Origin of the sequence: Algibacter sp. L1A34, assembly GCF_009796805.1 — a bacterium.
Lineage (GTDB): Bacteria > Bacteroidota > Bacteroidia > Flavobacteriales > Flavobacteriaceae > Algibacter.
The window spans coordinates 3,348,949-3,369,956 of the sequence record NZ_CP047029.1 but is presented as its reverse complement, the minus strand read 5'-3'; the positions used below and the strand labels follow the sequence as shown (position 1 = coordinate 3,369,956).

24 protein-coding genes are annotated in these 21,008 nt (G+C 32.2%); 11 read left to right on the top strand and 13 right to left on the bottom strand.

Annotated features, from left to right (window positions below):
• The first annotated feature begins 80 nt into the window (after window positions 1-80).
• The gene (locus tag GQR97_RS14250; protein ID WP_158849548.1) at window positions 81-560 is read left to right on the top strand and encodes a hypothetical protein; all 480 of its coding nucleotides are present in this window, start codon (window positions 81-83) and stop codon (window positions 558-560) included.
• Between the two features lie 85 nt (window positions 561-645).
• Here the strand turns inward: GQR97_RS14250 and GQR97_RS14245 are convergent, their stop codons facing one another.
• Genes GQR97_RS14245 through GQR97_RS14235 form a run of 3 tightly spaced genes read right to left on the bottom strand, consistent with a single transcriptional unit; the run spans window position 646 to window position 3,271 of the window.
• Complete coding sequence (locus tag GQR97_RS14245; RefSeq protein WP_158849546.1) at window positions 646-2,139, bottom strand: hypothetical protein; 1,494 nt, start codon at window positions 2,137-2,139, stop codon at window positions 646-648.
• A gap of 12 nt (window positions 2,140-2,151) precedes the next feature.
• Window positions 2,152-2,736 carry a hypothetical protein gene (locus GQR97_RS14240; protein WP_158849545.1) on the bottom strand — a complete coding sequence of 195 codons (585 nt, stop codon included), beginning with the start codon at window positions 2,734-2,736 and terminating at the stop codon, window positions 2,152-2,154.
• Window positions 2,720-3,271, bottom strand: coding sequence for an RNA polymerase sigma factor (locus GQR97_RS14235; protein ID WP_158849543.1), 552 nt, complete (start codon window positions 3,269-3,271; stop codon window positions 2,720-2,722). Before GQR97_RS14235 ends, GQR97_RS14240 begins: the two co-directional genes overlap by 17 nt.
• A gap of 202 nt (window positions 3,272-3,473) precedes the next feature.
• On the opposite strand from GQR97_RS14235, the gene GQR97_RS14230 reads away from it, so the two are divergent.
• Window positions 3,474-4,028, top strand: a complete 555-nt coding sequence (locus tag GQR97_RS14230; RefSeq protein WP_158849541.1) for a DUF2911 domain-containing protein — start codon at window positions 3,474-3,476, stop codon at window positions 4,026-4,028.
• A 172-nt stretch (window positions 4,029-4,200) separates the two neighbouring features.
• On the opposite strand, the gene GQR97_RS14225 is transcribed toward GQR97_RS14230, so the two are convergent.
• The 8 genes from GQR97_RS14225 to GQR97_RS14190 all read right to left on the bottom strand — a co-directional run bounded on the left by GQR97_RS14225 (window position 4,201) and on the right by GQR97_RS14190 (window position 12,994).
• Complete coding sequence (locus GQR97_RS14225) at window positions 4,201-4,773, bottom strand: phosphatase PAP2 family protein (protein WP_158849539.1); 573 nt, start codon at window positions 4,771-4,773, stop codon at window positions 4,201-4,203.
• Between the two features lie 114 nt (window positions 4,774-4,887).
• On the bottom strand, window positions 4,888-5,115 hold the full coding sequence (locus GQR97_RS14220) for a hypothetical protein (protein WP_158849529.1): 228 nt from the start codon (window positions 5,113-5,115) through the stop codon (window positions 4,888-4,890).
• Between the two features lie 15 nt (window positions 5,116-5,130).
• Window positions 5,131-6,507: an MATE family efflux transporter gene (locus GQR97_RS14215; RefSeq protein WP_158849527.1), complete on the bottom strand. Its 1,377-nt coding sequence runs from the start codon at window positions 6,505-6,507 to the stop codon at window positions 5,131-5,133.
• Between the two features lie 94 nt (window positions 6,508-6,601).
• Complete coding sequence (locus GQR97_RS14210; protein WP_158849525.1) at window positions 6,602-7,543, bottom strand: NAD(P)H-dependent flavin oxidoreductase; 942 nt, start codon at window positions 7,541-7,543, stop codon at window positions 6,602-6,604.
• Window positions 7,543-9,192 (bottom strand): S8 family peptidase, encoded by a 1,650-nt coding sequence (locus GQR97_RS14205; RefSeq protein WP_158849523.1) that lies wholly within the window; start codon window positions 9,190-9,192, stop codon window positions 7,543-7,545. Before GQR97_RS14205 ends, GQR97_RS14210 begins: the two co-directional genes overlap by 1 nt.
• A 24-nt stretch (window positions 9,193-9,216) precedes the next feature.
• Complete coding sequence (gene mnmA, locus GQR97_RS14200; protein WP_158849521.1) at window positions 9,217-10,404, bottom strand: tRNA 2-thiouridine(34) synthase MnmA; 1,188 nt, start codon at window positions 10,402-10,404, stop codon at window positions 9,217-9,219.
• A 218-nt stretch (window positions 10,405-10,622) separates the two neighbouring features.
• Window positions 10,623-11,324, bottom strand: a complete 702-nt coding sequence (locus GQR97_RS14195) for a toxin-antitoxin system YwqK family antitoxin (RefSeq protein ID WP_233267546.1) — start codon at window positions 11,322-11,324, stop codon at window positions 10,623-10,625.
• 92 nt (window positions 11,325-11,416) lie between these two features.
• On the bottom strand, window positions 11,417-12,994 hold the full coding sequence (locus GQR97_RS14190) for a S41 family peptidase (RefSeq protein WP_158849519.1): 1,578 nt from the start codon (window positions 12,992-12,994) through the stop codon (window positions 11,417-11,419).
• Window positions 12,995-13,305: 311 nt separating this feature from the next.
• On the opposite strand from GQR97_RS14190, the gene smpB reads away from it, so the two are divergent.
• Window positions 13,306-13,764 carry an SsrA-binding protein SmpB gene (gene smpB / locus GQR97_RS14185; RefSeq protein ID WP_158849517.1) on the top strand — a complete coding sequence of 153 codons (459 nt, stop codon included), beginning with the start codon at window positions 13,306-13,308 and terminating at the stop codon, window positions 13,762-13,764.
• Between the two features lie 6 nt (window positions 13,765-13,770).
• Window positions 13,771-14,328: a hypothetical protein gene (locus tag GQR97_RS14180; RefSeq protein WP_158849508.1), complete on the top strand. Its 558-nt coding sequence runs from the start codon at window positions 13,771-13,773 to the stop codon at window positions 14,326-14,328.
• Between the two features lie 18 nt (window positions 14,329-14,346).
• Here GQR97_RS14180 and GQR97_RS14175 read toward each other — a convergent pair whose 3' ends face one another.
• The gene (locus tag GQR97_RS14175) at window positions 14,347-14,952 is read right to left on the bottom strand and encodes an SPOR domain-containing protein (RefSeq protein WP_158849506.1); all 606 of its coding nucleotides are present in this window, start codon (window positions 14,950-14,952) and stop codon (window positions 14,347-14,349) included.
• A 297-nt stretch (window positions 14,953-15,249) separates the two neighbouring features.
• Between GQR97_RS14175 and nhaC the strand changes: the two genes are divergently transcribed.
• From nhaC to GQR97_RS14150, 5 genes are all read left to right on the top strand, one after another.
• Complete coding sequence (gene nhaC / locus GQR97_RS14170) at window positions 15,250-16,716, top strand: Na+/H+ antiporter NhaC (RefSeq protein ID WP_158849505.1); 1,467 nt, start codon at window positions 15,250-15,252, stop codon at window positions 16,714-16,716.
• A 142-nt stretch (window positions 16,717-16,858) separates the two neighbouring features.
• Window positions 16,859-17,497, top strand: coding sequence for a peroxiredoxin (locus GQR97_RS14165; protein WP_158849504.1), 639 nt, complete (start codon window positions 16,859-16,861; stop codon window positions 17,495-17,497).
• Between the two features lie 66 nt (window positions 17,498-17,563).
• Entirely contained in the window at window positions 17,564-17,872 is a 309-nt protein-coding gene (locus GQR97_RS14160; protein WP_158849503.1) for a thioredoxin family protein, read from the top strand.
• A gap of 47 nt (window positions 17,873-17,919) precedes the next feature.
• Window positions 17,920-18,177, top strand: coding sequence for a DUF6952 family protein (locus GQR97_RS14155; RefSeq protein WP_042503452.1), 258 nt, complete (start codon window positions 17,920-17,922; stop codon window positions 18,175-18,177).
• Between the two features lie 122 nt (window positions 18,178-18,299).
• Complete coding sequence (locus tag GQR97_RS14150) at window positions 18,300-18,521, top strand: hypothetical protein (protein WP_158849502.1); 222 nt, start codon at window positions 18,300-18,302, stop codon at window positions 18,519-18,521.
• A 20-nt stretch (window positions 18,522-18,541) separates the two neighbouring features.
• On the opposite strand, the gene GQR97_RS14145 is transcribed toward GQR97_RS14150, so the two are convergent.
• The gene (locus GQR97_RS14145; RefSeq protein WP_158849501.1) at window positions 18,542-19,279 is read right to left on the bottom strand and encodes an SDR family oxidoreductase; all 738 of its coding nucleotides are present in this window, start codon (window positions 19,277-19,279) and stop codon (window positions 18,542-18,544) included.
• Between the two features lie 96 nt (window positions 19,280-19,375).
• Between GQR97_RS14145 and GQR97_RS14140 the strand changes: the two genes are divergently transcribed.
• Together GQR97_RS14140 and GQR97_RS14135 are read left to right on the top strand one after the other, a co-directional pair.
• Entirely contained in the window at window positions 19,376-19,720 is a 345-nt protein-coding gene (locus tag GQR97_RS14140; RefSeq protein ID WP_158849500.1) for a winged helix-turn-helix transcriptional regulator, read from the top strand.
• Between the two features lie 7 nt (window positions 19,721-19,727).
• The gene (locus GQR97_RS14135; protein ID WP_158849499.1) at window positions 19,728-20,996 is read left to right on the top strand and encodes a hypothetical protein; all 1,269 of its coding nucleotides are present in this window, start codon (window positions 19,728-19,730) and stop codon (window positions 20,994-20,996) included.
• The last annotated feature ends 12 nt before the right edge of the window (window positions 20,997-21,008 follow it).

Sequence of the window (21,008 nt, the reverse complement as noted above, 5' to 3'; positions counted from 1 at the left end):
TGCAGTGCATTTCAAATGCATATTAAGAAAGATCTTTTCAACGCAAAAGATCGTATATAAACAACAAATACTATTAAACTATGAAAAAATTATTTTTATTATCATTTGCCATTTTAGGGGTATCATTAATTTCTAACGCACAAGACATTTCAGATAACGCAATTGGGTTACGCTTAGGCGGAAGTAACTCTTACGGCGCAGAAATATCATATCAACGTGCATTAAGCGATTTTAATCGTCTTGAAGCTGATTTAGGCTGGAGAAACGACAATAATTATAGCGCTATAAAATTAACAGGCTTATACCAATGGGTTTGGAATATTGAAGGTGGATTTAATTGGTATGCTGGTGCTGGTGCAGGAATATCTTCTTTTTCTGGAAAAAAATCACTTGACGGAACGGATGATTTTGGATTTTTTGTTGCTGGAGATATAGGTATTGAATATAATTTTGATATCCCTCTTTTAATTTCTCTTGATTTTAGACCTGAGTTTGGGAATAATGATTTTACTGATAATACCATTTTTGATATCGCTTTAGGAGTGCGTTACCAATTCTAACACATTTTGATATCAATAATAAAATTTAAGCGTCTTTTTTAAGGCGCTTTTTTTATGCTGAAAATTTAAGGTTAAATTTAATTACCTACTCCATTTCAACATTACTATATTTAGCATTTATAATAATACTTTTTCCGCTAGAACCACTTTTAGAAAAAGAAGAAGACGATTGATTTTTATCCGATTGATTGGGGTGAGTAAACTTAGAATAACTCCCTTTGTATTGCACGTTAGTATCTACATTTGGTAATTTTATAAAGGCATTACTGTTTTGAAGAATAATATTTAAATTATTAAAACTATCTTCTATTTTAGAAATATTTAAATCACCAATATTACCGTCAATTATAGCACTACCCGTAAGTTTATCGATATCGATATTAGATGATGTGGCATTTAAAACTAATTGTTTCACTTCTTTTATTTTAGCATCTTTTACATAATTTAAATTAAGCTCACCTAAATTCCAAATACTTACATTAACTGGTGAATAAGAAGCATTAATGGAAGTAGAACTTCCATTAATGCTATATGCTGTAAATTTAGAATGTGATAAATTGGCTTTTAAGTCGTTAATGTTAGAAGCAAATTCTACTTCACCATATTTTATATTAACTTTTAACTTCGCATGGTTTGGCATTTTTATCTTAATAGTTTTCTTTACATTAGAATCTCCATGCCCTTTCATTAATTTCTCAATCTCTTTCTGTCGGTTTTTTAATAAAATAGCACGTTCTTGCTGGCGTTCTCTATTCGCCTCTACACGTTTGCCTTGAGCTTCAACGCGATTAGCTTGAGCCTCTATACGCTCAGCTTGCGCTTCCATTTGTGCTCCAAAACGTTCTCCCCAAGCTTCCATTTTTTCTTCAAACTCTTCACTATCAAATCGTTTTTCAAAATCTTCTGCCCATACTTCCATATGCTTTCCAAACTTTTCACCCCATTCCTCTCCAAATCTTTCACCCCAAGCTTCCATTTTGGCTTCAAAATCTTTTCCGTAAGTGGATTCAAATTTCTCTTCATACTTTTTTAAATACTTCTCACCATCCCTTTTATAAGCTTCATAATCAAACTCCATAGCATGCGCGTCCGTCGGTAGCTCTGGCAATTGTGGCATTTCGGGCATAGCAGGCATTTCAGGAACACCTACAGCCAATCCATTCATAATAGCTTGTGGTAAATCGGCCAACTCGTATTTCAATTCATCAAAAATTATTGTTAATAGATCGCCATCGTTATCCTCATTCTTTTCTACCCAAACGACATTAGAATTTGTTTTATTCGTATTTATCGAAACCTTATCATAAGTCGCATCAATATCCACATCCCAAGATTTTAAAACGCTCTTAAGGGCTTCTCCCGATATTTTTTCACCTTCAACATAGGCTTCTATTTCAATAGTATTTTTATTCCATGTATCGAAAACTACATTACAATGGCTTGTGTTTAAATCGATAACCACATCTTTATTCACTTTAATACTTTGCTCTAATTTTGTTAACTTTTGTTGCCCAAAAGCACTTGCCGTTAAAACAAAACTCAGCATTAATAATTTAATTTTTATGATTATACCATTCATTTTTTGATTGATTTAGATTGATTGTTCTTTTTCTGATAAAGCATCAGATGATTTTAATTCTTTTAATTGTGTGCGTAATCGATACATTAAATTTAATCTGAATTTTAAATTATCAATTAATGCATTCACTGTTAATTCCGATGGCCCAGACTCTGTAAGATCTAACGATAATCGTTTGTATTCCTTATCTAACTCGTCTAACTGCGCCAAATAACCATCGAATAATTCTTTGGTTTCTGGCGTGTATTTCATTTTAGACAATTCTAAATTAATACTCGCTAAATAATAGTCTTCTACTTTTTTAAGTCCCGGAGATACATCACCCAAAGTTTTTGTTTCAGTTAACTTTGTAGTTGCAACATTTTCTATAGTTTTGGTTGTTTCAGTATCGCCTTCAAAAAAGGTATAAGCACCAAAACTTAAACCTAAAAACACAACAGCACTAGCCGCAATTTGCATCCATCCTAAACCTGTTTTTTTCGATTCCTGAGGTAATGCTTCATCTAACTTATCAAGAAAACGTGCTTCATGCTTTGCTGGCATACTTTCTTGCTCAACTTTTTCATTCTTAAATAAGTCTCTAATATCTTGTGCCATTATTTTTATGAATTAACAGTTCTTGTAATTTTACTTTTCCACGCGATAATTGTGTTCTCGAGGCTACTTGTGTTATGTTTAAAATCTCCGATATTTCTTGATGGTCGTACCCTTCAATTAAATATAACATGACCACATATTGATATTTCTGTGATAATTCATTAATAGCCTGCTTTATATCTTTTAGCGTTACGCCATCATCTACTAACCATTTGTCATCTTTTGTTGTATCAATCACTTTCAGGTGCACCTCTTCTAATTCTACAAGCTCTTGTTTTTTAGATTTTAAGAAATCGATACTTTTATTAACAACAATACGTTTTAACCAAGCTCCAAAAGTCACTTCCGCTTTATATTGGTGTAGTCTAGAGAATGCTTTTATAAAAGCCTCCTGTACCACATCTTCAGCATCGTTAGCATCCTTTAAAAACCGTTTGGCAACAATATACATCCCGTCGCAGTACTGGTTGTATAACTGCAATTGTGCTTTTCGGTTGTTTTGTTTACATTTTTCAATAATGTCAACTTGAAACATACTAATTTTGCTTTTGGTTTGGTTTAGCCAATTTATCAATATGTTGGCTTTGGTTCATTCTAAAGACGACAAAAAAACTAAAGTGTTGCAAAAACTCTTAAATTTTATTTAAAATATACCAAAATTGAAGAAATGTGCGTTAGGTTTTTAGTAATCCTGACTTTTTAAAGTATCTTTATTCCCTTAATAAATTGCTCCATAAATGAATACCTTTTTAAAACGCCTTTTAATCTTATTATCAGTTATAGCTTTAGGCTTATTTTTATATTCAACTTTCGTTGAAAATATCTTTGCAAAACGCTTAAGTCCAAAAGATACCGTTAAATTTGAATTAAATGATTTAAAATTAAGAGTCTTTTATAATAGACCTTCTAAAAAGAACAGGGAAATCTTTGGTGCATTGGTACCTTTTAATAAAGTTTGGAGAACTGGTGCAAATGAGGCTACCACATTCGATACTAATAAAGCTCTTGAAGTTGCGGGCATGCCGTTACCAGCTGGAGAATATACTTTATGGACTGTTCCAAAAGATTCTGTTTGGACCGTTATTTTCAACTCGAAGCAATATTCTTGGGGTGTAGATTCAGAAATGAAACCTATGTGGGATCCTAATTATGATGCCTTAACCATTGAAGTTCCCGTGCATAAATTAAAAAAGCCTGTTGAACAATTCACCATTGCTTTCGATAATTCTACAGACGATTTATTTTTAACAATGGCTTGGGATACTGTAAAAGTTTCTGTTCCTCTTAAATAAGTTTCCGGTAGGTTGTACTATAAAAACATCTTATCGATTGGTTAAATTTGGAAATCAAGTTTTAAAAGAGAACAAATTAAAACGCCTATTTTTCAATATACCAGAAAATAATATAGGTTCATGAAACTAATCGAAAACTAAGAAAAACCAACCTTTTTGCACAGCCGTTTATTTACTCAGGTTTAATAAACCTATTCAATAAGTATTTAGCTAATTTATAGAATATAAACCCAGAAAAAGCACCAAAAGTTAAGCCACACAAAATATCTAGAGGGTAATGGACACCAACATAAATTCTACTAAAAGCCACAACTCCACTCCAAAACAGCATAATAAAAATTAAATTTTTATAGAAAGGTTTTAGCATTAAACCAGCAAAAACAGCCGCTCCCATCGTGTTAGATGCATGCCCAGAAAAGAAACCATACTTACCACAGCGCACAGCAATAAACCGTACTCTACCAATCAAATCTTCCGCTCCACAAGGTCTTGGTCTTTGAAATCCACGCTTAAAAACATTTGTTATTTGGTCTGTAAATGTTACCATTAATGCTATAACAACAACAAAAACTAACATCGATTTTAAACCAAATTTCTTATAAAGTAAATATAACAGAATTGCATATAAAGGAATAAAAGTGAGCTTATCTGTTATTGCTAACCATAAACCATCCCAAGGTTCCGAGCCTAAATTGTTTAAGAAAACAAATAATTCCGTATCGTAATGTAAAAGCTGATCTATCATTGTATTTTATTTTGGCGTTACCACAAGGGTCGGGCTTTCGGCAGTCGCTTTTTTGTGTTGCATAGGTGCAACAACACAAAAAGAGCTTCAACAATGCCTCAATCCCTAACGCAATTACTCGTCGTATTTAGAAATTTCAGCATCATAAAAAGCAGTCGCTTCTTTAATAGCATTTTCAGTTTCAGTTTCTAATTCTTCTTGATCATCAGCATCAAAATCCTCAAACCATTCTACATCGTCATCTTCAAGATTAATAATGAATCTTGGAAACTCCGTATGAATTACAAATATAGCATTCGGATATTCCGTATTATCGCCTAATATAAATTTTGGTAGTGTCATTTTATTTTTGAATTGTTACTTGTTAGACAAAATTAACCTTTTTGATAAATAATTGAACCTTATAAACAATAAAATAGAAGCCGTTGTTAATCCTGCTATTAAGCCTAGCCAGATTCCGAAACTTCCATAGGCATCTTCTTTTCCAAAAAACCAACTAATAGGAAAACCAATAACCCAATAAGCTATAAACACTAAAAACATTGGTATTTTAACATCCTGCAAACCTCGTAAAGCACCCAAAAAGACCACTTGTATGCTATCACTTATTTGAAAAATGGCTGCTCCAATCATTAATTTAGAAGCAATACTAACCACTTCCGTATTATCGACAAAATTTTTAATATCATCTAAATCCACATATAACCTTGGTAAATAATCGTGTAGCGCAAAAAACATAAGCGCAAAACCAAAGGCGAGAATAATTCCCAATAAAAAGATAGAAAATGCAATACGGCGCAAATCAACAAAGTTCTTTAAGCCTTTTTGGTTTCCAACACGAACCATACAAGCTACACTTAATCCCATAGCCACCATAAATGTCATAGAAGCTAGATTTAAAGCAATTTGATTTGCAGCTTGCGGATTTTTACCTAACAACCCACTAAGCCAAATAGCAGCGGTAAAAATGGCGCCCTCAAAAAACATCTGCATAGCACTTGGCGTACCAAGGTTTATAATTTTTTTAAGCATTAATTTATCAAGTACAAAAAACTTAATATTAGTAACAAAACGCTTAGATTTCTCTTTTCCTTTTAATAAAAACCAGAGATACCAAACCATTATAAATCTAGATGCCAAAGTTCCATAAGCCGCACCAACTATACCCATTTCTGGAAAACCAAACTTTCCGAAAATTAATAAATAATTCAAAACCACATTAACTACATTACCTAAAATTGTGGCATACATAGGGAATTTGGTTAGCGATAAACCATCGCTAAACTGCTTAAATCCTTGAAAAATAATTAGAGGAATAAGTGAAAACGCAACTAAATCCAAATATGGAATAGCCAATTCTACAACCTCAATAGGTTGTTTCATTAAATACATCAAAGGTTTTGCAAAAAACACTAAAAAAAACAGTAAAATCCCCAAAACTGTACATAAAAATAAACCATGCTTAAAAGACGATTTACCTTTTATGAAGTTTTCTTCGGCATCCGCCTCTGCAACTAATGGGGTAATGGCAGTAGAAAATCCAATACCAAGAGACATTGCAATAAACATAAAACTATTACCAAGAGAAACAGCGGCAAGTTGAGCGGTTCCTAACTGCCCAACCATAATATTATCTATAAAACTAACAAAAGTATGACCGAGCATACCTAACATAACTGGTGCTGCTAGCTGCCAATTATATTTAAATTCTTTAGTGTAGTCGGTTAATTGCATTTTGCAAAAGTAATCTTATGCTTTCTCTTAAGCAATTTTGTATTCCTAATTTAAAAGGAAATATTCAACTTATATTTGAATGGAATGTATCTTCTTAAAGTGCAGAAATACTAGCTTTTGCTTCCTCGAATTCAGCAATAATTTCGGTAACAATTTGATCTACAGGTTTTATATCATGAATTAAACCCGCAATTTGACCAATTTCTAGTTCGCCTTCTTCTAAATCACCTTCAAACATTCCTTTTTTAGATCGTCCTCGTCCTAATAAGGACTTTAAAGCATCAATACTTGGTGATGATTTATATAATTCTTGAACTTGATTATAAAATGAGTTTTTTATCAACCGTACAGGTGCCAATTCTTTTAAAGTTAATTGTGTGTCACCTTCTTTACTATCTACAACAACTTGTTTAAAACTTTCATGTGCCGAACTTTCTGTACTTGCAACAAACCGGCTTCCTATTTGTACTGCATCGGCTCCTAAAATCATAGTCGCCAGCATAGCTTTACCTGTGGCTATTCCACCTGCAGCTATTAACGCAATTTTCACCTGCTCTTTCACCATCGGGATTAATGTTAACGTCGTCGTTTCATCTCTACCATTATGCCCACCAGCTTCAAAACCTTCGGCAACAATAGCATCAACACCAGCAGCTTCCGCTTTTAAAGCAAACTTAACAGAGCTTACGACGTGTACAACCGTTATACCTTTTTCTTGTAACCAAGACGTCCAAGTTTTTGGGTTTCCAGCTGAAGTAAAAACAATCTTCACGCCTTCTTGAACTATAATATTCATAATTTCCTCAATGTTTGGGTACAACATAGGAACGTTAACACCAAAAGGTTTATTGGTTGCTTTTTTACATTTCTGAATGTGATCACGTAGTATTTCCGGATACATCGATCCTGCTCCTATTAAACCTAAAATACCAGAATTACTTGCTGCAGAAGCCAATCGCCATCCACTATTCCAAATCATCCCTGCTTGAATTATAGGATATTCTATTCCAAAAAGTTCGGTTATTCTATTTTTCATTATTGCTTTATTAATCTAAATGTATGCGTACCTGTAGACGTTTGAATACGCGCAACATAAATACCATTTGCTAAATTAGCGGTAATTATTGTATTAAACTCATTAGAAACTTGAAACGTATTTACTATTTTACCTAAAATATCAAATAAATTTAAAGTAAACACACCTTCCGTTGGTAAACTAATATATAATTTATCTGTAACAGGATTTGGATAAAGTTTTAAATCGAATTCAGTATTAGAACCTATTAGATATAAAGCATTGATATTATTGAATGCAACTTCTAAATCTGGAATTCCATAGCCTAAATAATAATCGGGGTTATTGTATTGCGATCCAGATTCTCTAACCAAATTAATAATTTCTAAATTGCTTAAGTCAGGAAACACTTGCCATAAACAAGCTACACCTCCAGCCATAATTGGAGAACTGAATGATGTACCACTAGTTGTTGTAATATTATCATTTTCGTCTATAACAAAACTATTTAAGCCTTGTGTTACAACATCTGGTTTTAAAGACGGCTGATATGAGGTACCAATAGAACTAAAAAAAGCAAAATCACCATTAGAATCTACCGCACCAACAGTTAAAGTATTAGGAGAATCGGCAGGAGCACCAATGCTTGTAGCATAAGCATTTCCCGCAGATGTAACCAATAGCATACCTTTATCGAAAGCAATGTTAGCACCTTTTGTTATAAAAGTTGTATTACCATCCATATCAGCATCTGAATAGTCATATTTTGTTCCAGGATCAAAATCGTCGTAACCAAGAGATGTGTTTATAATATCCACACCCAAACTATCTGCGCGTTCCGCAGCTTCTACCCAATAACTTTCTTCTACCGGGTTTTCGTCACTTCCGTCTTCAGTAATAAACAAATAATAAGAAGCATCTGGAGCTGTACCCACAAAGTTTTTCCCATCGCCATTAAAATAGCCGGCCATGGTACTTAGAACCAATGTGCCATGATCTGTAACGGTGCTGGTGTAAACATCATCATCGCGATTAACAAAATCGTAATCATCAATAATTTTCCCTGCATTTCTCAAGTCTTGAAAAGCGCTCATGTTATTTACATTGGGAAAACCACCATCCATAATAGCAATTGTCATTCCTTCTCCAGTATAACCTTCCTGATGTAAAACATCACCATTAAACATTTCAATTTGGTTGGCCGAATTACCATAATCAAAAGTAGTTAGAGTCGTTTCGAGCTTCGTCTTAGTTTTATTGTTTGCACTGCGCTCTAAAGCAGCTTCCGATCTATCGGCAAAAACAATTTTATCTATAAACCGTTTTTCTGGATCTAGTAGACTATTTTGATTGAGGAATAAATTTTCTATATCCGTTTTTTCTCCACGAATATGAACAGTATTAAACCATTTTGACTTGGCCAAAATAGTAATACCATTAGCACTTTTTAAAGCAGAAATATAGGTTTCGTTAACAGGAATATCTCTACTATCAATAGAAACACCGTGCCTTTCTTTTCTATCAATAGCTTTTTGAGAAAGCATTAAAATAGGATCTGCAAGATAAACAGACTCGTTTTCTTTATCTACCAAATAAACCCAAGCATCTTCTTGAGAAAATAGGTTCCACGAAAAAAAAATAATACTTAAAACAATAAATAGTTTTTTCAAGACAATAGATTTAGACCTACTAAGTTACGAAATAACTCCGGAACCAAGCAACTCATCTTCTAAATACCATGCAACAAACTGACCTTCTGTAATTGCAGATTGCGGATTCTCGAATTCTACATACAAACCAGAATCTACTTTATGCAGCGTTGCTTTTTCTAAAGCTTGGCGATAGCGTATTCTAGCAAGAACTTCCATTGTTTCACCATCTTTTAATTCTAAGTCTTGTCGAACCCAATGTAACTCCTCGTTCGTTACAAAAAGTGCACTTTTATATAAACCTGGATGTGTTTTTCCTTGTCCTGTATAAATAACATTTTCGTTTACATCGGTATCAATTACAAATAACGGCTCAATTGTTCCTCCAACACCTAAACCTTTTCTTTGGCCTTTTGTAAAATAATGAGCACCTTGATGCTTTCCTACTATTTTTCCTAAATCGACTTTATAATCAATTTTCCGAGACAAATATGCAAGCTTTTCTTCCGTGGAAGCAAAAGTATCTTCTATTTCGGTATATACAGATTGCTCACTAGGTATTTCTACAATAACACCTTCTTTTGGTTTTAGCTGTTGCTGAAGAAAATCGGGTAATTTTACTTTCCCTATAAAACAAAGACCCTGAGAGTCTTTCTTCTCCGCAGTAACTAAATCCAAATCCATAGCAATTTTACGAACTTCAGGCTTCGTTAATTCTCCAATAGGAAACAATGATTTTGCAAGTTGCTCTTGTGATAATTGGCATAAAAAATAAGACTGATCTTTATTACCATCAACACCTGCCAATAATTGATAAATATCTTCACCATCTTTTTGAAGCGTTCCTTTTCGGCAATAATGACCCGTTGCTACAAAATCTGCACCTAAATCTAGAGCGATTTTCATAAACACATCAAACTTTATTTCCCTATTACAAAGTACATCTGGATTTGGTGTGCGTCCTTTTTCGTATTCATTAAACATATAGTCAACAATACGCTCTTTATATTCTTCGCTTAAATCTACAGTTTGAAAAGGGATTCCTAATTTTTCGGCAACCAACATGGCATCATTACTATCGTCTAACCACGGGCATTCGTTAGATATTGTAACCGTATCATCATGCCAATTCTTCATAAATAACCCAATAACTTCGTAACCTTGCTCCTGCAATAAATAAGCAGCAACGCTAGAATCTACCCCTCCTGAAAGTCCAATTACAACTCGTTTCATTGTTTTTTATTATAAAATATACTTGAAGATATACTTAATAATATTAAGTAAAAATCTACAAATAAAATGTTATGATTAATGGTTTGTCGTCTAAAAAATTAGTTCACAAAGGTAGGTATAATCGATTGGTTTTAAAATTGAATTGTGATAGTAAATAACTATTACCTCGATAAGCAAAAAATATAAGAATTATTACTAATAAAAGCGGAATTAAATTATTACTTCTTTACGTATTTTGGTACATAAGTAAAATCTTTTTCTTCCTTTAAAGCCCCGTTTTCGTAGTATTTCCAAACACCATCTTTTTTATCACGTTTGTACTGTCCTTCGATAAGCAACTCACCTTTTCCGTTATAGATTTTTGAAGGTCCATGAATTTCATCATTTTCGTAAACAAAAGATTTTAAAACCACATTGTTTTCAGAATACCAAAAGGATTCACCATTGAGTTTACCAGCAAGATAACTTTGTTTTTCAGCAATTTCACCGTTTTTATAATAAACAAAACGATCTCCTATTAATTCTCCGTTATTATTGAAATTCTCTAAAATTAAAAGATTATCGTTACTCTTTTGATAGTATTTCCATGTACCAATAAAGGTTTTACCATCCATTTCTCCTTCACTTATAATTTTTCCTTTTGAACCAAGAAAAGTAACTTTAGCAATATTATTTTCTTTGTTGAATACCTTTGTTGCAGATAAAACAGCTTTACCGTTTATATTTTTATAAAACTTAAATTCTCCTACTTCTTTACCGTGCAAAAAAGTACCTTGATAACGTATAACATCTGTACTCTCAAAATTCTTCTTCCAAACCCCATCTCTTTTCCCTGCGCTATCAAATTTATTGATGCTTTGTGCAGAAAGCATAATTGAAGAAAGAAAAAATAGTAAAGACAATAATTTTATTAATTTCATATATAAAATCTTAATTTAAATAGGTTGTATTTGTATTGAAAACGAAATTATTAATTTCAAATTGTTTTATGCAAATACATTGCCAAATATTTTTATTTTTTGGAAATATTATCTAGAATCCAATCGAGTTCTAGATCTTTACCTGAAAGCCTACTAGAAATAGTTGGAGCAATCTCAACATTAGGTTTTATTCCATAACCATCTGGGTTTTGTTTAAAAGGTGCTTCAATTTGCATTAAACCCATTCTTATTTTTAATTTCGATTCTGGCAATCGATAAATTTTATATAAGCCCGCAACACAACCATTATAAGCACCACCAGTTTCTTCTCCAACAAAAACCGCTCTTTTGGTAGCTTGGAGATTCGTTGAAATTAATGAAGATGCCGAGAACGAATTCCCGTTAATTAACACATATAAATTACCTGTATAATTTATTTTTTTAGGGCTTTTTTCTTTTGAATATGGAAATCTATAATACAGTTCTCCATCTTTCTTTTTTGTTTTTAACAGATTGTCCAAAGCCAAGAAAGGAGAAATAATACCAGCAAATATTTTTTGAGGTACACCACTTGTATTATTCATAAAAGCAGGAAAAAAAGATAATCTACTATTTACCTTACTAGGCGCCATAAACGTGTATTTTGTTTTGGATAAATACCCATATAAATAGTTTATCTCTTCTATGCGCCCGCCTCCATTATCACGTAAATCAAGAATTAAATTCTTAGTTTTAGCAGAATCTAACTTTTTAAAACTCTCTTTATAAAATTTACGATAGGTTCCATTGGTAAACCCTCTAATTTTCATGTATGCCGTGGCGCTGTCTTTACCTATAAAATTAAAGTTACGTGTGTATTCTTTTCGTTTAGCAATAAAGCCAAATTTCTTATCTTTTTTACGTTTGTTTTTGGCCGCAATCTTGTTTTGCTTACGTTCTAGTTTAGTGAGTTTTATTGGTGTTTTTTGTTCTACTGAATCGTTTTCTTTAGTTTTTTTCTTTTTTGAAATACGTTTTAATGTTTTTGAAAAAACAGAATCTTTTAGTTTAAACTGAATATTTAAATTATCTAAAAACCCTTTATCTTTATAGTAGAATGTTGAAAAACTCCGGCCAACTAACCTATTTTGCAATGTTTGATTATAACCATCGGAAGCGAAACGCGTTTTAAAAGTTTCTACTAAAACTGAAGCCTTTTCATTATCAATTTTAAGAACTTCTGCGCCTATCATCGATGAGTCTTTACCGCGAGTTTTTACAACCCAAAGTTTGTTGTTTAAATACTCAAAATCGAGATTATAAAACTCAAATTCTTTCTTTTTTAATTCCTTCCGTTCTTTTCTTGTAAACTCTTTGTATGCTGAACCTAAAGAAACATGACCTTGTTTTACTTGTGCCACAACTGGTGCTAATTTTTTATAAAATTCGCGTGAATTAATAGGGGTTTTAATAGATTTTTTTAAGCTATCGAATTTGAAATCTAAATCTTTTTTAGACGTGTATTGATAGAGGTTTGGATGGTGTTTTTTTAGTTGACTATAAACTTTATCGATGTCTTTGTATAAAGACTCTGGCGTATGTAAAGTTTCAATTTGTTGATTGTGTTTTTTTGCACTAACACATGATACAAGTTGAATGATTAAGATTGAAAATATAACTAATTTTCGCATGGAAGTTAAACGGTAATTTATTGATTTGTAAATGTAATTTATTTTTTTGATTGATAATAAACTATCCTTTTATTATCAATTAAAAGAATTTCTGGTTGCAGAAGGTCTACAATAATTTGTTGGTAAACCTAAACTTGGCTTTCGCATTAGGGATAGCAGTGAAAAGCCCACAGTGCTGCCAATGGTAATTGGTGGCACGAGGACTTGTAACGAATAGCCCGACGTTTTTTAAAGCTAGAAGATTTAATTTAAAAAAATCTTCTAGCTTTAAAAAAGGGAATGCCATAATAATTTTTGTAATTTTGTTGGTCATGCAAAATAAGATAAACATACAGAACAAAAAGGCGCGCTTTCTATACGAGATTTTAGATAAGTACACCGCAGGAATTGTACTTTCGGGTACTGAAATTAAGTCGATTAGAAGTAGTAGAGCATCTATTGCCGAAAGTTTTTGCGAGTTTAACGAGGCTGGCGAACTTTTTGTGATAAATATGACTGTTGAGGAATATATTTATGGAAATTATTACAACCATAAACCAAAAGCGGAACGAAAATTGCTGCTTAACCGAAAGGAATTAAAAAAATTATATAAAGAGGTTCAAAATACCGGTTTAACTATTATTCCGTTACGTTTATTTATTAACGATAATGGTTATGCTAAGCTTGTAATTGCTTTAGCTAAAGGTAAAAAACTTTATGATAAACGTGAATCGATAAAAGATCGAGATAATAAGCGAAATCTAGACCGAATTAAGAAAATTTACAAATAAATTACTATGAAAAAATACGTTTTTATACTTCTTTTAACTGTTATTTCTATTACTGCTTCTGCTCAAAAAGGAAAGGAAAAAGAAAAAGGTAACGAGAAAACAGAAAAACCTATTGATTATAAGAAAAATGTAGCTACGGTTGATGACGTTATTAAAACATTTTATAGTGTTGTTTCGGGTGAAAAGGGAAAAAAACGCGATTGGAAACTTTTTAAGTTTTTGTTTTACCCAGATGCAAAACTAATTACCGCTGGAAAAAATAATGACAGAGAATTTCTAGTTAAATTTATGGGATCTGCGGATTATATTAAAAGTTCAGAAAAATGGATGCTTTCTAATGGTTTTATTGAAAATGAAATTAGTAGAAAAACTGAAATTTTTGGTCGTATGGCTCATGTTTTTAGTACTTATGAAACTTTTAATAGTAAAGAGGAAGAGGAACCAAATATGCGAGGTATTAATAGTATCCAATTATTAAATGATGGCAGCCGTTGGTGGATTCTTAATATTTATTGGACAAAGGAAGCTTGGTATAACCCAATTCCGTCGAAATATTTGGATTAGTTAGATCTCTAATTAACTTTACAATACTTCTTCAATTTTTATACGTTTTCCATTTTTGTAAGAAGCAATAAAAGCATCACTAAAACCTATTTTTAAAAGTTCTTTTCTTAGACGCTGTGCTTCGTTAAGATTATCGAATTGTCCAATGGCATATTTATAAAATCCATTTTCTTGAAATTCTTTCAAATTTATTAAAGATTCTGAAGGTGTAGAAACCATGCGCTCTTCAAAAGCACCTACCTGAACGGCGTAAACTACAACATCGTCTGCTACCTTATCTTGAAGTATATTAGGATCTAAAAAATCTTGATTTATCTTATTAAACTCGCCAAGTTTATTCTCAAGTGAATCTACATATACACTCTCATACAATTTAAGGCCTTTATCTTGAAGATGGCTTTCATTATTAAGGCTTGTTGGATTCGTGAAATTTGTAAAAATCACAAAGAGTAAAAACAATAAAAACAGAAATGAAATACCCATAAAAATACTTCGCTGTTTTTTTAAAACTTCTGTTTTTTTACGTTCTCCATAAAAAACGTCTTTAAATTCATTTAGAGTCTTTTCGCTATGCTCTATTTGATCATGCATTGCAACAAGATCCTTTTCTTCAATATGTGGCATTATTTAAGGTATTGGGGTTGTAATAAAGGCAACAAGATAATAAAAATTTTAGTATAGCTTTATACTGCATAATTAATTTTTTTAGACTAAAATGGTCTAGGTCTTCTCAATATTAAAATTAAGAACACCTTTTAATTATTCAAAAAAAACATTATTTTATTGATGGTTTTTCACCTAAAACGATTTGAATTAATAAATATATATTCTGCTCTAAATTTGAAAGGAAAAAGTGAGAAAGTATTTCTTATTTGCATACATTCAACTAAAATCGTAACATTACGGTACTAAATTGATAGTATGCACGACGACAAGAATATTTCCGAAATAAAAGCAGGCCACGAAACAATTATAGAAAATTCAGAGTTAAATATTTGGGAAGCTTTAATTCCGGTAATTCTTTTAATGGGATTATTATTTTATAATATCACCTTCGAAGATGGCGAGTGGTTCGGAGAATACTCTAATCAACTTATTTTACTTATAGGAGCATCTATTGCCGCCATCGTTGGTTTTTATAATAAAGTATCTTTTAATTTAATGATTAAAGAAGTTTGGGAAAACTTAAAAAGTGTTTTTGTACCAATTATGATACTGTTTTTGGTGGGAGCATTAGCTGGTACATGGCTCGTTAGTGGTATAATTCCTGCCATGGTTTACTATGGTTTGCAAGTGCTTAGCCCAAGTATATTTTTACCAGCTTCTGTTGTTATTGCTGCAATAATTTCGATTGCCACAGGAAGCTCATGGACCACCTCGGCTACTGTTGGTATTGCCCTAGTTGGTATTGGTACCGCTTTAGGTATTGCGCCAGGTATGATTGCTGGAGCCGTAATTTCTGGCGCTTATTTTGGAGATAAAATGTCGCCATTAAGTGATACTACTAACCTTGCTCCTGCTATGGCTGGCACAGATTTGTTTACACATATTAGATACATGACGATTACCACCGTACCAACCATAGTAATTACATTAATATTTTTTACTGTTTTAAGTATGAATGTTGAAACTACAGGAACCGCCGATGTTTCTAGTTTGTTAACTACAATTGCAAGTACTTTTAACATTACACCTTGGTTGTTTTTAGTCCCTGTAACCGTAATTGCTTTAATATTATTAAAAACAAAACCTCTTATTGCTTTAATAATGGGTGTTTTATTAGCGGCTGTTTTTGCATTTATTTTTCAACCAGAAATTCTTAATGGTTTAGGAGATTCTAAAATTTCGACTATAATAACATCTATTTTAAGTGACACCCAAATAACAACCGATAACGAAAAACTTAACGAGCTCTTCTCTGCTGGTGGTATGAAAGGTATGCTTTGGACCATCTATTTAATTACTTGTGCCATGGTTTTTGGTGGTATTATGGATGGCATTGGAGCTTTAGCCAGAATTACAAAAGGATTGCTTTCTATAGCAACCTCTGTGTTTGGTTTATTTGCCAGTACGGTAATTAGTTGTTTAGGTTTAAATATTATAGCTTCCGATCAATATTTAGCTATTGTAATACCTGGAAAAATGTTTAAAAAAGCTTACGAAGATCGTGGCTTAGCACCAGAGAATTTAAGTAGAACTTTAGAAGATGCTGGTACAGTAACTTCCGTGCTTATCCCTTGGAATACTTGTGGAGCCTATCAATCTAGTGTTTTAGGTGTTGGTATATCAGAATATTTTGTTTATGCCATTTTCAACTGGTTAAGTCCGTTTACTACACTCCTATTTGCTGCTTTAAATATTAAAATTAAACAACTCGCTTCTAAATAGAGTTATATTATTATTTAGTTTTAATTATATAGACAAAATCTATTCTCAAATAAGAAATTAAAATTTGGTAATTCAGTAAAAATCTTCAATGTGTTTTATATTTGTACCAGCAAAAATAATTAACAAATAAAATATAAAACACATGGCATTAGTAGGAAAAAAATTTCCAGATTTAAACGTTGACGCAATGAACGATATGGGCGATACTTTTAAAGTAAACGTTCTAGAAGAAGCGGTTAACAATAAGAAAAAAGTAGTTTTATTTTGGTACCCAAAAGATTTTACTTTTGTATGCCCAACAGAATTACACGCATTCCAAGCAGCTTTACCAGAATTCGAAAAACGTAATACTATTGTTATTGGTGCATCTTGCGATACTCCAGAAGTGCACTTTGCATGGTTAAGCCAAGCTAAAGATAACGGTGGAATTGAAGGTGTAACTTACCCAATTTTAGCAGATAGCAACAGAAACTTATCAAACATCTTAGGTATTTTAGATATCACTAACGAAACGTTTGATGAAGAAACTGGAACCGTACAAGTTGAAGGTGATAACGTAACTTACAGAGCAACTTACATTATTGATGAAGATGGTGTTGTACAACACGAAAGTATTAATAACATGCCTTTAGGTAGAAATGTTGGTGAGTACATTCGTTTAGTAGATGCTTTAACACATGTACAAGAAAAAGGTGAAGTTTGTCCTGCAAACTGGGAAGAAGGCAAAGATGCAATGGCTCCAAATGCAAAAGGAACTGCTGCATATTTAGCAACTCACTAATAAATTACAAAAATTAAAATCCTGTCTGTTTTTATTTTAAACCAGACAGGTTAAAAAAATATAGTTATGATAAGTGAATTAGACCAAGATAATTTAGGTGAAATCGTTTCGAGTAATGATACTGTAATTGTACAATATTCTGCAACATGGTGCGGTAACTGTAGAATTATGAAACCTAAATTCAAAAAATTAGCAACAGAAAACGAAGGTGTATCTTTTGTTATTGCTGATGCTGAAAAATTTCCAGAATCTAGAAAGCTAGCTACGGTAGATAATTTACCAACCTTTGCGACTTTTAAAGGTGGAAAATTGGTTAAACAAGTACAAACTAACAAATTCGATGTTTTAAAAGAATTAGTTAGCGAAGTGATTTAACACCTATTAAAGATCTTTTTGCGAAAGCAGAATAAAAACCTATTAAAATGAAATTACCAGTAATAAAACATTTAACTCAATTTATTGAAGAAAACGACGAAGATTACGTTGTTGAAACTATTGAAACATTAGAAGCTTTAACCGAAGTATCTTCTCTAAAAGATGAAGAATTAGATGTTATTGGTGAGCTTATTTCTAATATGTACGGCGCCATAGAAGTGAATAAAATGATAAAAGAAGGCACCCCTAAAAAGGAAGCTGTAAACAGTTTTATGCAACGCGTATTAGGATCTATTGATAAATAATTGAAAAAGAAAAATTAGTATTAAAAACCACTTTGCGAAAGCTTAGTGGTTTTTTGTTTTATATGATGTTTGTCTTTGTTTGTTAGAAATGAAGAGTCTTCTACACTATTCAAAGCAAGCTCATGAAAAACTTACTAAACTATATTCAATCGCGATTTACTTTAACAGAAGAAGATACTCGCTTCGTTCAACATTGTTTTATTTGCAAACACCTAACAGCGCAAACCAAACTTTTAGAAGCCGGAAAAGTTGAGCGCTATGTCTATTTTTTAAGTGAAGACATTGTAAAAGGGTATATTAAACCCACCGTAAAATGGGCAAACGCAAATTACAATCTGGAATAAAAGTCTTTTCACATGATTAACTAAAGCGTTGTTCCACCATCGATAACAATTTTTTCATTTCTTAACACTAACGATTTATCCGAAAGTAGAAATTCTACCATGGGTGCAATATCGGTAGGTTGAACAATACGACCAATGGGAGATGTTGCTGAAAAATGCTCTAACAAATTACTAATAGCTTCGTCCGTCATTCCAGATTTTTTTTGAATTGGACTTTCCGTAACACCAGGACTTACTACATTTACCCGAATGCCTCGATCTGCAAGTTCTATATTCAAAACTTGTGATAAACTCTCCAGCGCCGCTTTACTTGCGGTATAAACACTTGTATTCGCAAAGGCTTTAAAAACCACAATAGACGTATTTAAAACAACACTCGATGGATTTTTTAAAATGGAAATAAATTTTTGAATGGTAAAAAAAGCGCCTTTAAAATTAATATTCATGGTGTCATCAAATAATGCTTCGGAAGTACTTTCAAAACTAGACCCTTTAAATATACCCGCATTAACGAACAAACCATCAATGGTTCCGAACTCTTTTTTAACGTTTAGTACTAAATCATCAATAGCACTTAAAGATGATGTGTCTGACAGAATCCCGAATGCTTGATGCCCTAATTTAGAAATGGCACGATCTAAGTTTTCTTGGGTTCTACCCGTTATAATCACTTGGTAATTTAACCCGATGAGATATTCCGCGCAAGCGTAACCAATACCTGTTGTGCCGCCTGTAATCACTATTTTTTTGCTATCCATATTGTTTTTTTGCAAATTTGGTAAATAACTTTACATTTGGCAAGTACTTACTTTTAGGTAAGTAACTAACTAATTGGTCGGAAAATCGCTATTAAAATGAAAACAGAGGAAAAAAAAATTAAAAAAAAATATCAAAAAGCCAAAGAATGCCCAATAACACTATTTATGGAGCAAATTGGTGGCAAATGGAAACCTGTTATTATTTGGCTTTTATTGTTAAACGACGTGATGCGCTTTAATGAATTGGATAAAGCCATAGACGGCATAAGCCAGAAAATGCTATCGCAGCAATTAAAACACTTAGAGGAATTAAAAATAGTAGACCGAAAGGCTTATCCGGTAATTCCACCTAAAGTTGAATACCGATTAACAGAAAAAGGTAAATCGCTAAAAGAAAACTTGACCAAAATAATGGAATGGAGCAATTTGCATCTTAAATAGCAGCAACATGTTTGGAAAATATTTAAACAAAAGAAAATTTCCTAAAGAAGAAAATCTAGGCGAAATTTACATAGCAGAAAACAAAATTATTTGCAGAAGTAACGATGCTTTTAAAAATTGTGAGATTAACATTAATGCTATGCAATACGCCTATATGGTTGTAAATGCACAAGGTGTATCCTCATTATTTATATTTGATCATCATCAAAATTGGTTGCCAACTAATTTTAAAGGCTTCTCCAAAGTTTACAATACATTATCTAAAAAGTTTAATTTTAACGATACAGCTTTTTTCAAAAATATAAATAAAACCACCCAGCAAAAGCATCTAGTTTGGCGTAAATTAAACAATACAACTTTTGAAATTCTTGATGAAAACTATAATGATTACGCATTAGGGTTTGAAATACAATCTCAAGAAAAAACGTTTATAAACTGGAGCACAACCTATCAATATATAGAACAGCATCCTCATGTTTATTTTACCGAGTCGCCTTATGGCCAAAAGATTTTGAATTTTAAATATCCGGTTAGACTTGGGAACATCATTTTAACAGATTTTAAGGCGTATTTTGATAATGCCAGAACAGATGTTCCTGTATTGCATTTTTATACACATGCTTTCAACGTTTCAAATTCAGATAAAAGTTATTACGCTTTAAAAGAACGCTTTCAAAAAGATTTTTCAGAAGAAAACCAATACTTTGGTTATGAGCGCGATGATCAAAACAGCTTTTCATTTAAAGCTAAAGGTATCGTAATTTCCATAGTTTACACTTATGATAGCACGTATCTATTTGATGGAGCATATACATCCCTTTCTGTAAAAAACGAACGTGATTATCCCGAATTATTAGCTAATAGTGATTACGAGAATATCATGGAAGTTGGCGAATATCTTGTTATTAATGCAAGCGTTAAAACATCTTCCGATTACAAAAGAAATAGCAGTATAAAACGCAGACCTGCAAATCTTTTACCGAATAATAACGATGCAGTAACTATTTGGGTCGATCATAAAAATTCTAAAATTGGCTTTGCAGATAAGAACTATTCTCAAGTTTATAATACATGTGATATTTCATCTTTAACTATTCAAAATGTCCTGCCCGCAAAAGGTGGAGGTGCCAGTTATTTAGAATTGAATTTTGAGAACGATAATAGAAGCTATGTCATTCTTTACGGTTCTTGCCACAGTTTTGATGGTTACACAGAAAAAATATCTAAATTAACCGGATTAGAAATAATAACGGCACCAGAATATTACGATTGTTAATCTATACAATTA

Excerpts from the sequence above, each read along its gene's own strand:
- GQR97_RS14175 (WP_158849506.1), bottom strand. The coding sequence starts at position 14,952 with ATGCCACATATTGAAGAAAAGGATCTTGTTGCAATGCATGATCAAATA.
- nhaC (WP_158849505.1), top strand. The coding sequence starts at position 15,250 with ATGCACGACGACAAGAATATTTCCGAAATAAAAGCAGGCCACGAAACA.
- GQR97_RS14215 (WP_158849527.1), bottom strand. The coding sequence starts at position 6,507 with ATGCAATTAACCGACTACACTAAAGAATTTAAATATAATTGGCAGCTA.
- GQR97_RS14220 (WP_158849529.1), bottom strand. The coding sequence starts at position 5,115 with ATGACACTACCAAAATTTATATTAGGCGATAATACGGAATATCCGAAT.
- GQR97_RS14165 (WP_158849504.1), top strand. The coding sequence starts at position 16,859 with ATGGCATTAGTAGGAAAAAAATTTCCAGATTTAAACGTTGACGCAATG.
- GQR97_RS14160 (WP_158849503.1), top strand. The coding sequence starts at position 17,564 with ATGATAAGTGAATTAGACCAAGATAATTTAGGTGAAATCGTTTCGAGT.
- smpB (WP_158849517.1), top strand. The coding sequence starts at position 13,306 with ATGCAAAATAAGATAAACATACAGAACAAAAAGGCGCGCTTTCTATAC.
- GQR97_RS14250 (WP_158849548.1), top strand. The coding sequence starts at position 81 with ATGAAAAAATTATTTTTATTATCATTTGCCATTTTAGGGGTATCATTA.
- mnmA (WP_158849521.1), bottom strand. The coding sequence starts at position 10,404 with ATGAAACGAGTTGTAATTGGACTTTCAGGAGGGGTAGATTCTAGCGTT.
- GQR97_RS14225 (WP_158849539.1), bottom strand. The coding sequence starts at position 4,773 with ATGATAGATCAGCTTTTACATTACGATACGGAATTATTTGTTTTCTTA.
- GQR97_RS14190 (WP_158849519.1), bottom strand. The coding sequence starts at position 12,994 with ATGCGAAAATTAGTTATATTTTCAATCTTAATCATTCAACTTGTATCA.
- GQR97_RS14135 (WP_158849499.1), top strand. The coding sequence starts at position 19,728 with ATGTTTGGAAAATATTTAAACAAAAGAAAATTTCCTAAAGAAGAAAAT.
- GQR97_RS14240 (WP_158849545.1), bottom strand. The coding sequence starts at position 2,736 with ATGGCACAAGATATTAGAGACTTATTTAAGAATGAAAAAGTTGAGCAA.
- GQR97_RS14195 (WP_233267546.1), bottom strand. The coding sequence starts at position 11,324 with ATGAAATTAATAAAATTATTGTCTTTACTATTTTTTCTTTCTTCAATT.
- GQR97_RS14145 (WP_158849501.1), bottom strand. The coding sequence starts at position 19,279 with ATGGATAGCAAAAAAATAGTGATTACAGGCGGCACAACAGGTATTGGT.
- GQR97_RS14140 (WP_158849500.1), top strand. The coding sequence starts at position 19,376 with ATGAAAACAGAGGAAAAAAAAATTAAAAAAAAATATCAAAAAGCCAAA.
- GQR97_RS14150 (WP_158849502.1), top strand. The coding sequence starts at position 18,300 with ATGAAAAACTTACTAAACTATATTCAATCGCGATTTACTTTAACAGAA.
- GQR97_RS14155 (WP_042503452.1), top strand. The coding sequence starts at position 17,920 with ATGAAATTACCAGTAATAAAACATTTAACTCAATTTATTGAAGAAAAC.
- GQR97_RS14235 (WP_158849543.1), bottom strand. The coding sequence starts at position 3,271 with ATGTTTCAAGTTGACATTATTGAAAAATGTAAACAAAACAACCGAAAA.
- GQR97_RS14245 (WP_158849546.1), bottom strand. The coding sequence starts at position 2,139 with ATGAATGGTATAATCATAAAAATTAAATTATTAATGCTGAGTTTTGTT.
- GQR97_RS14180 (WP_158849508.1), top strand. The coding sequence starts at position 13,771 with ATGAAAAAATACGTTTTTATACTTCTTTTAACTGTTATTTCTATTACT.
- GQR97_RS14210 (WP_158849525.1), bottom strand. The coding sequence starts at position 7,543 with ATGAAAAATAGAATAACCGAACTTTTTGGAATAGAATATCCTATAATT.
- GQR97_RS14230 (WP_158849541.1), top strand. The coding sequence starts at position 3,474 with ATGAATACCTTTTTAAAACGCCTTTTAATCTTATTATCAGTTATAGCT.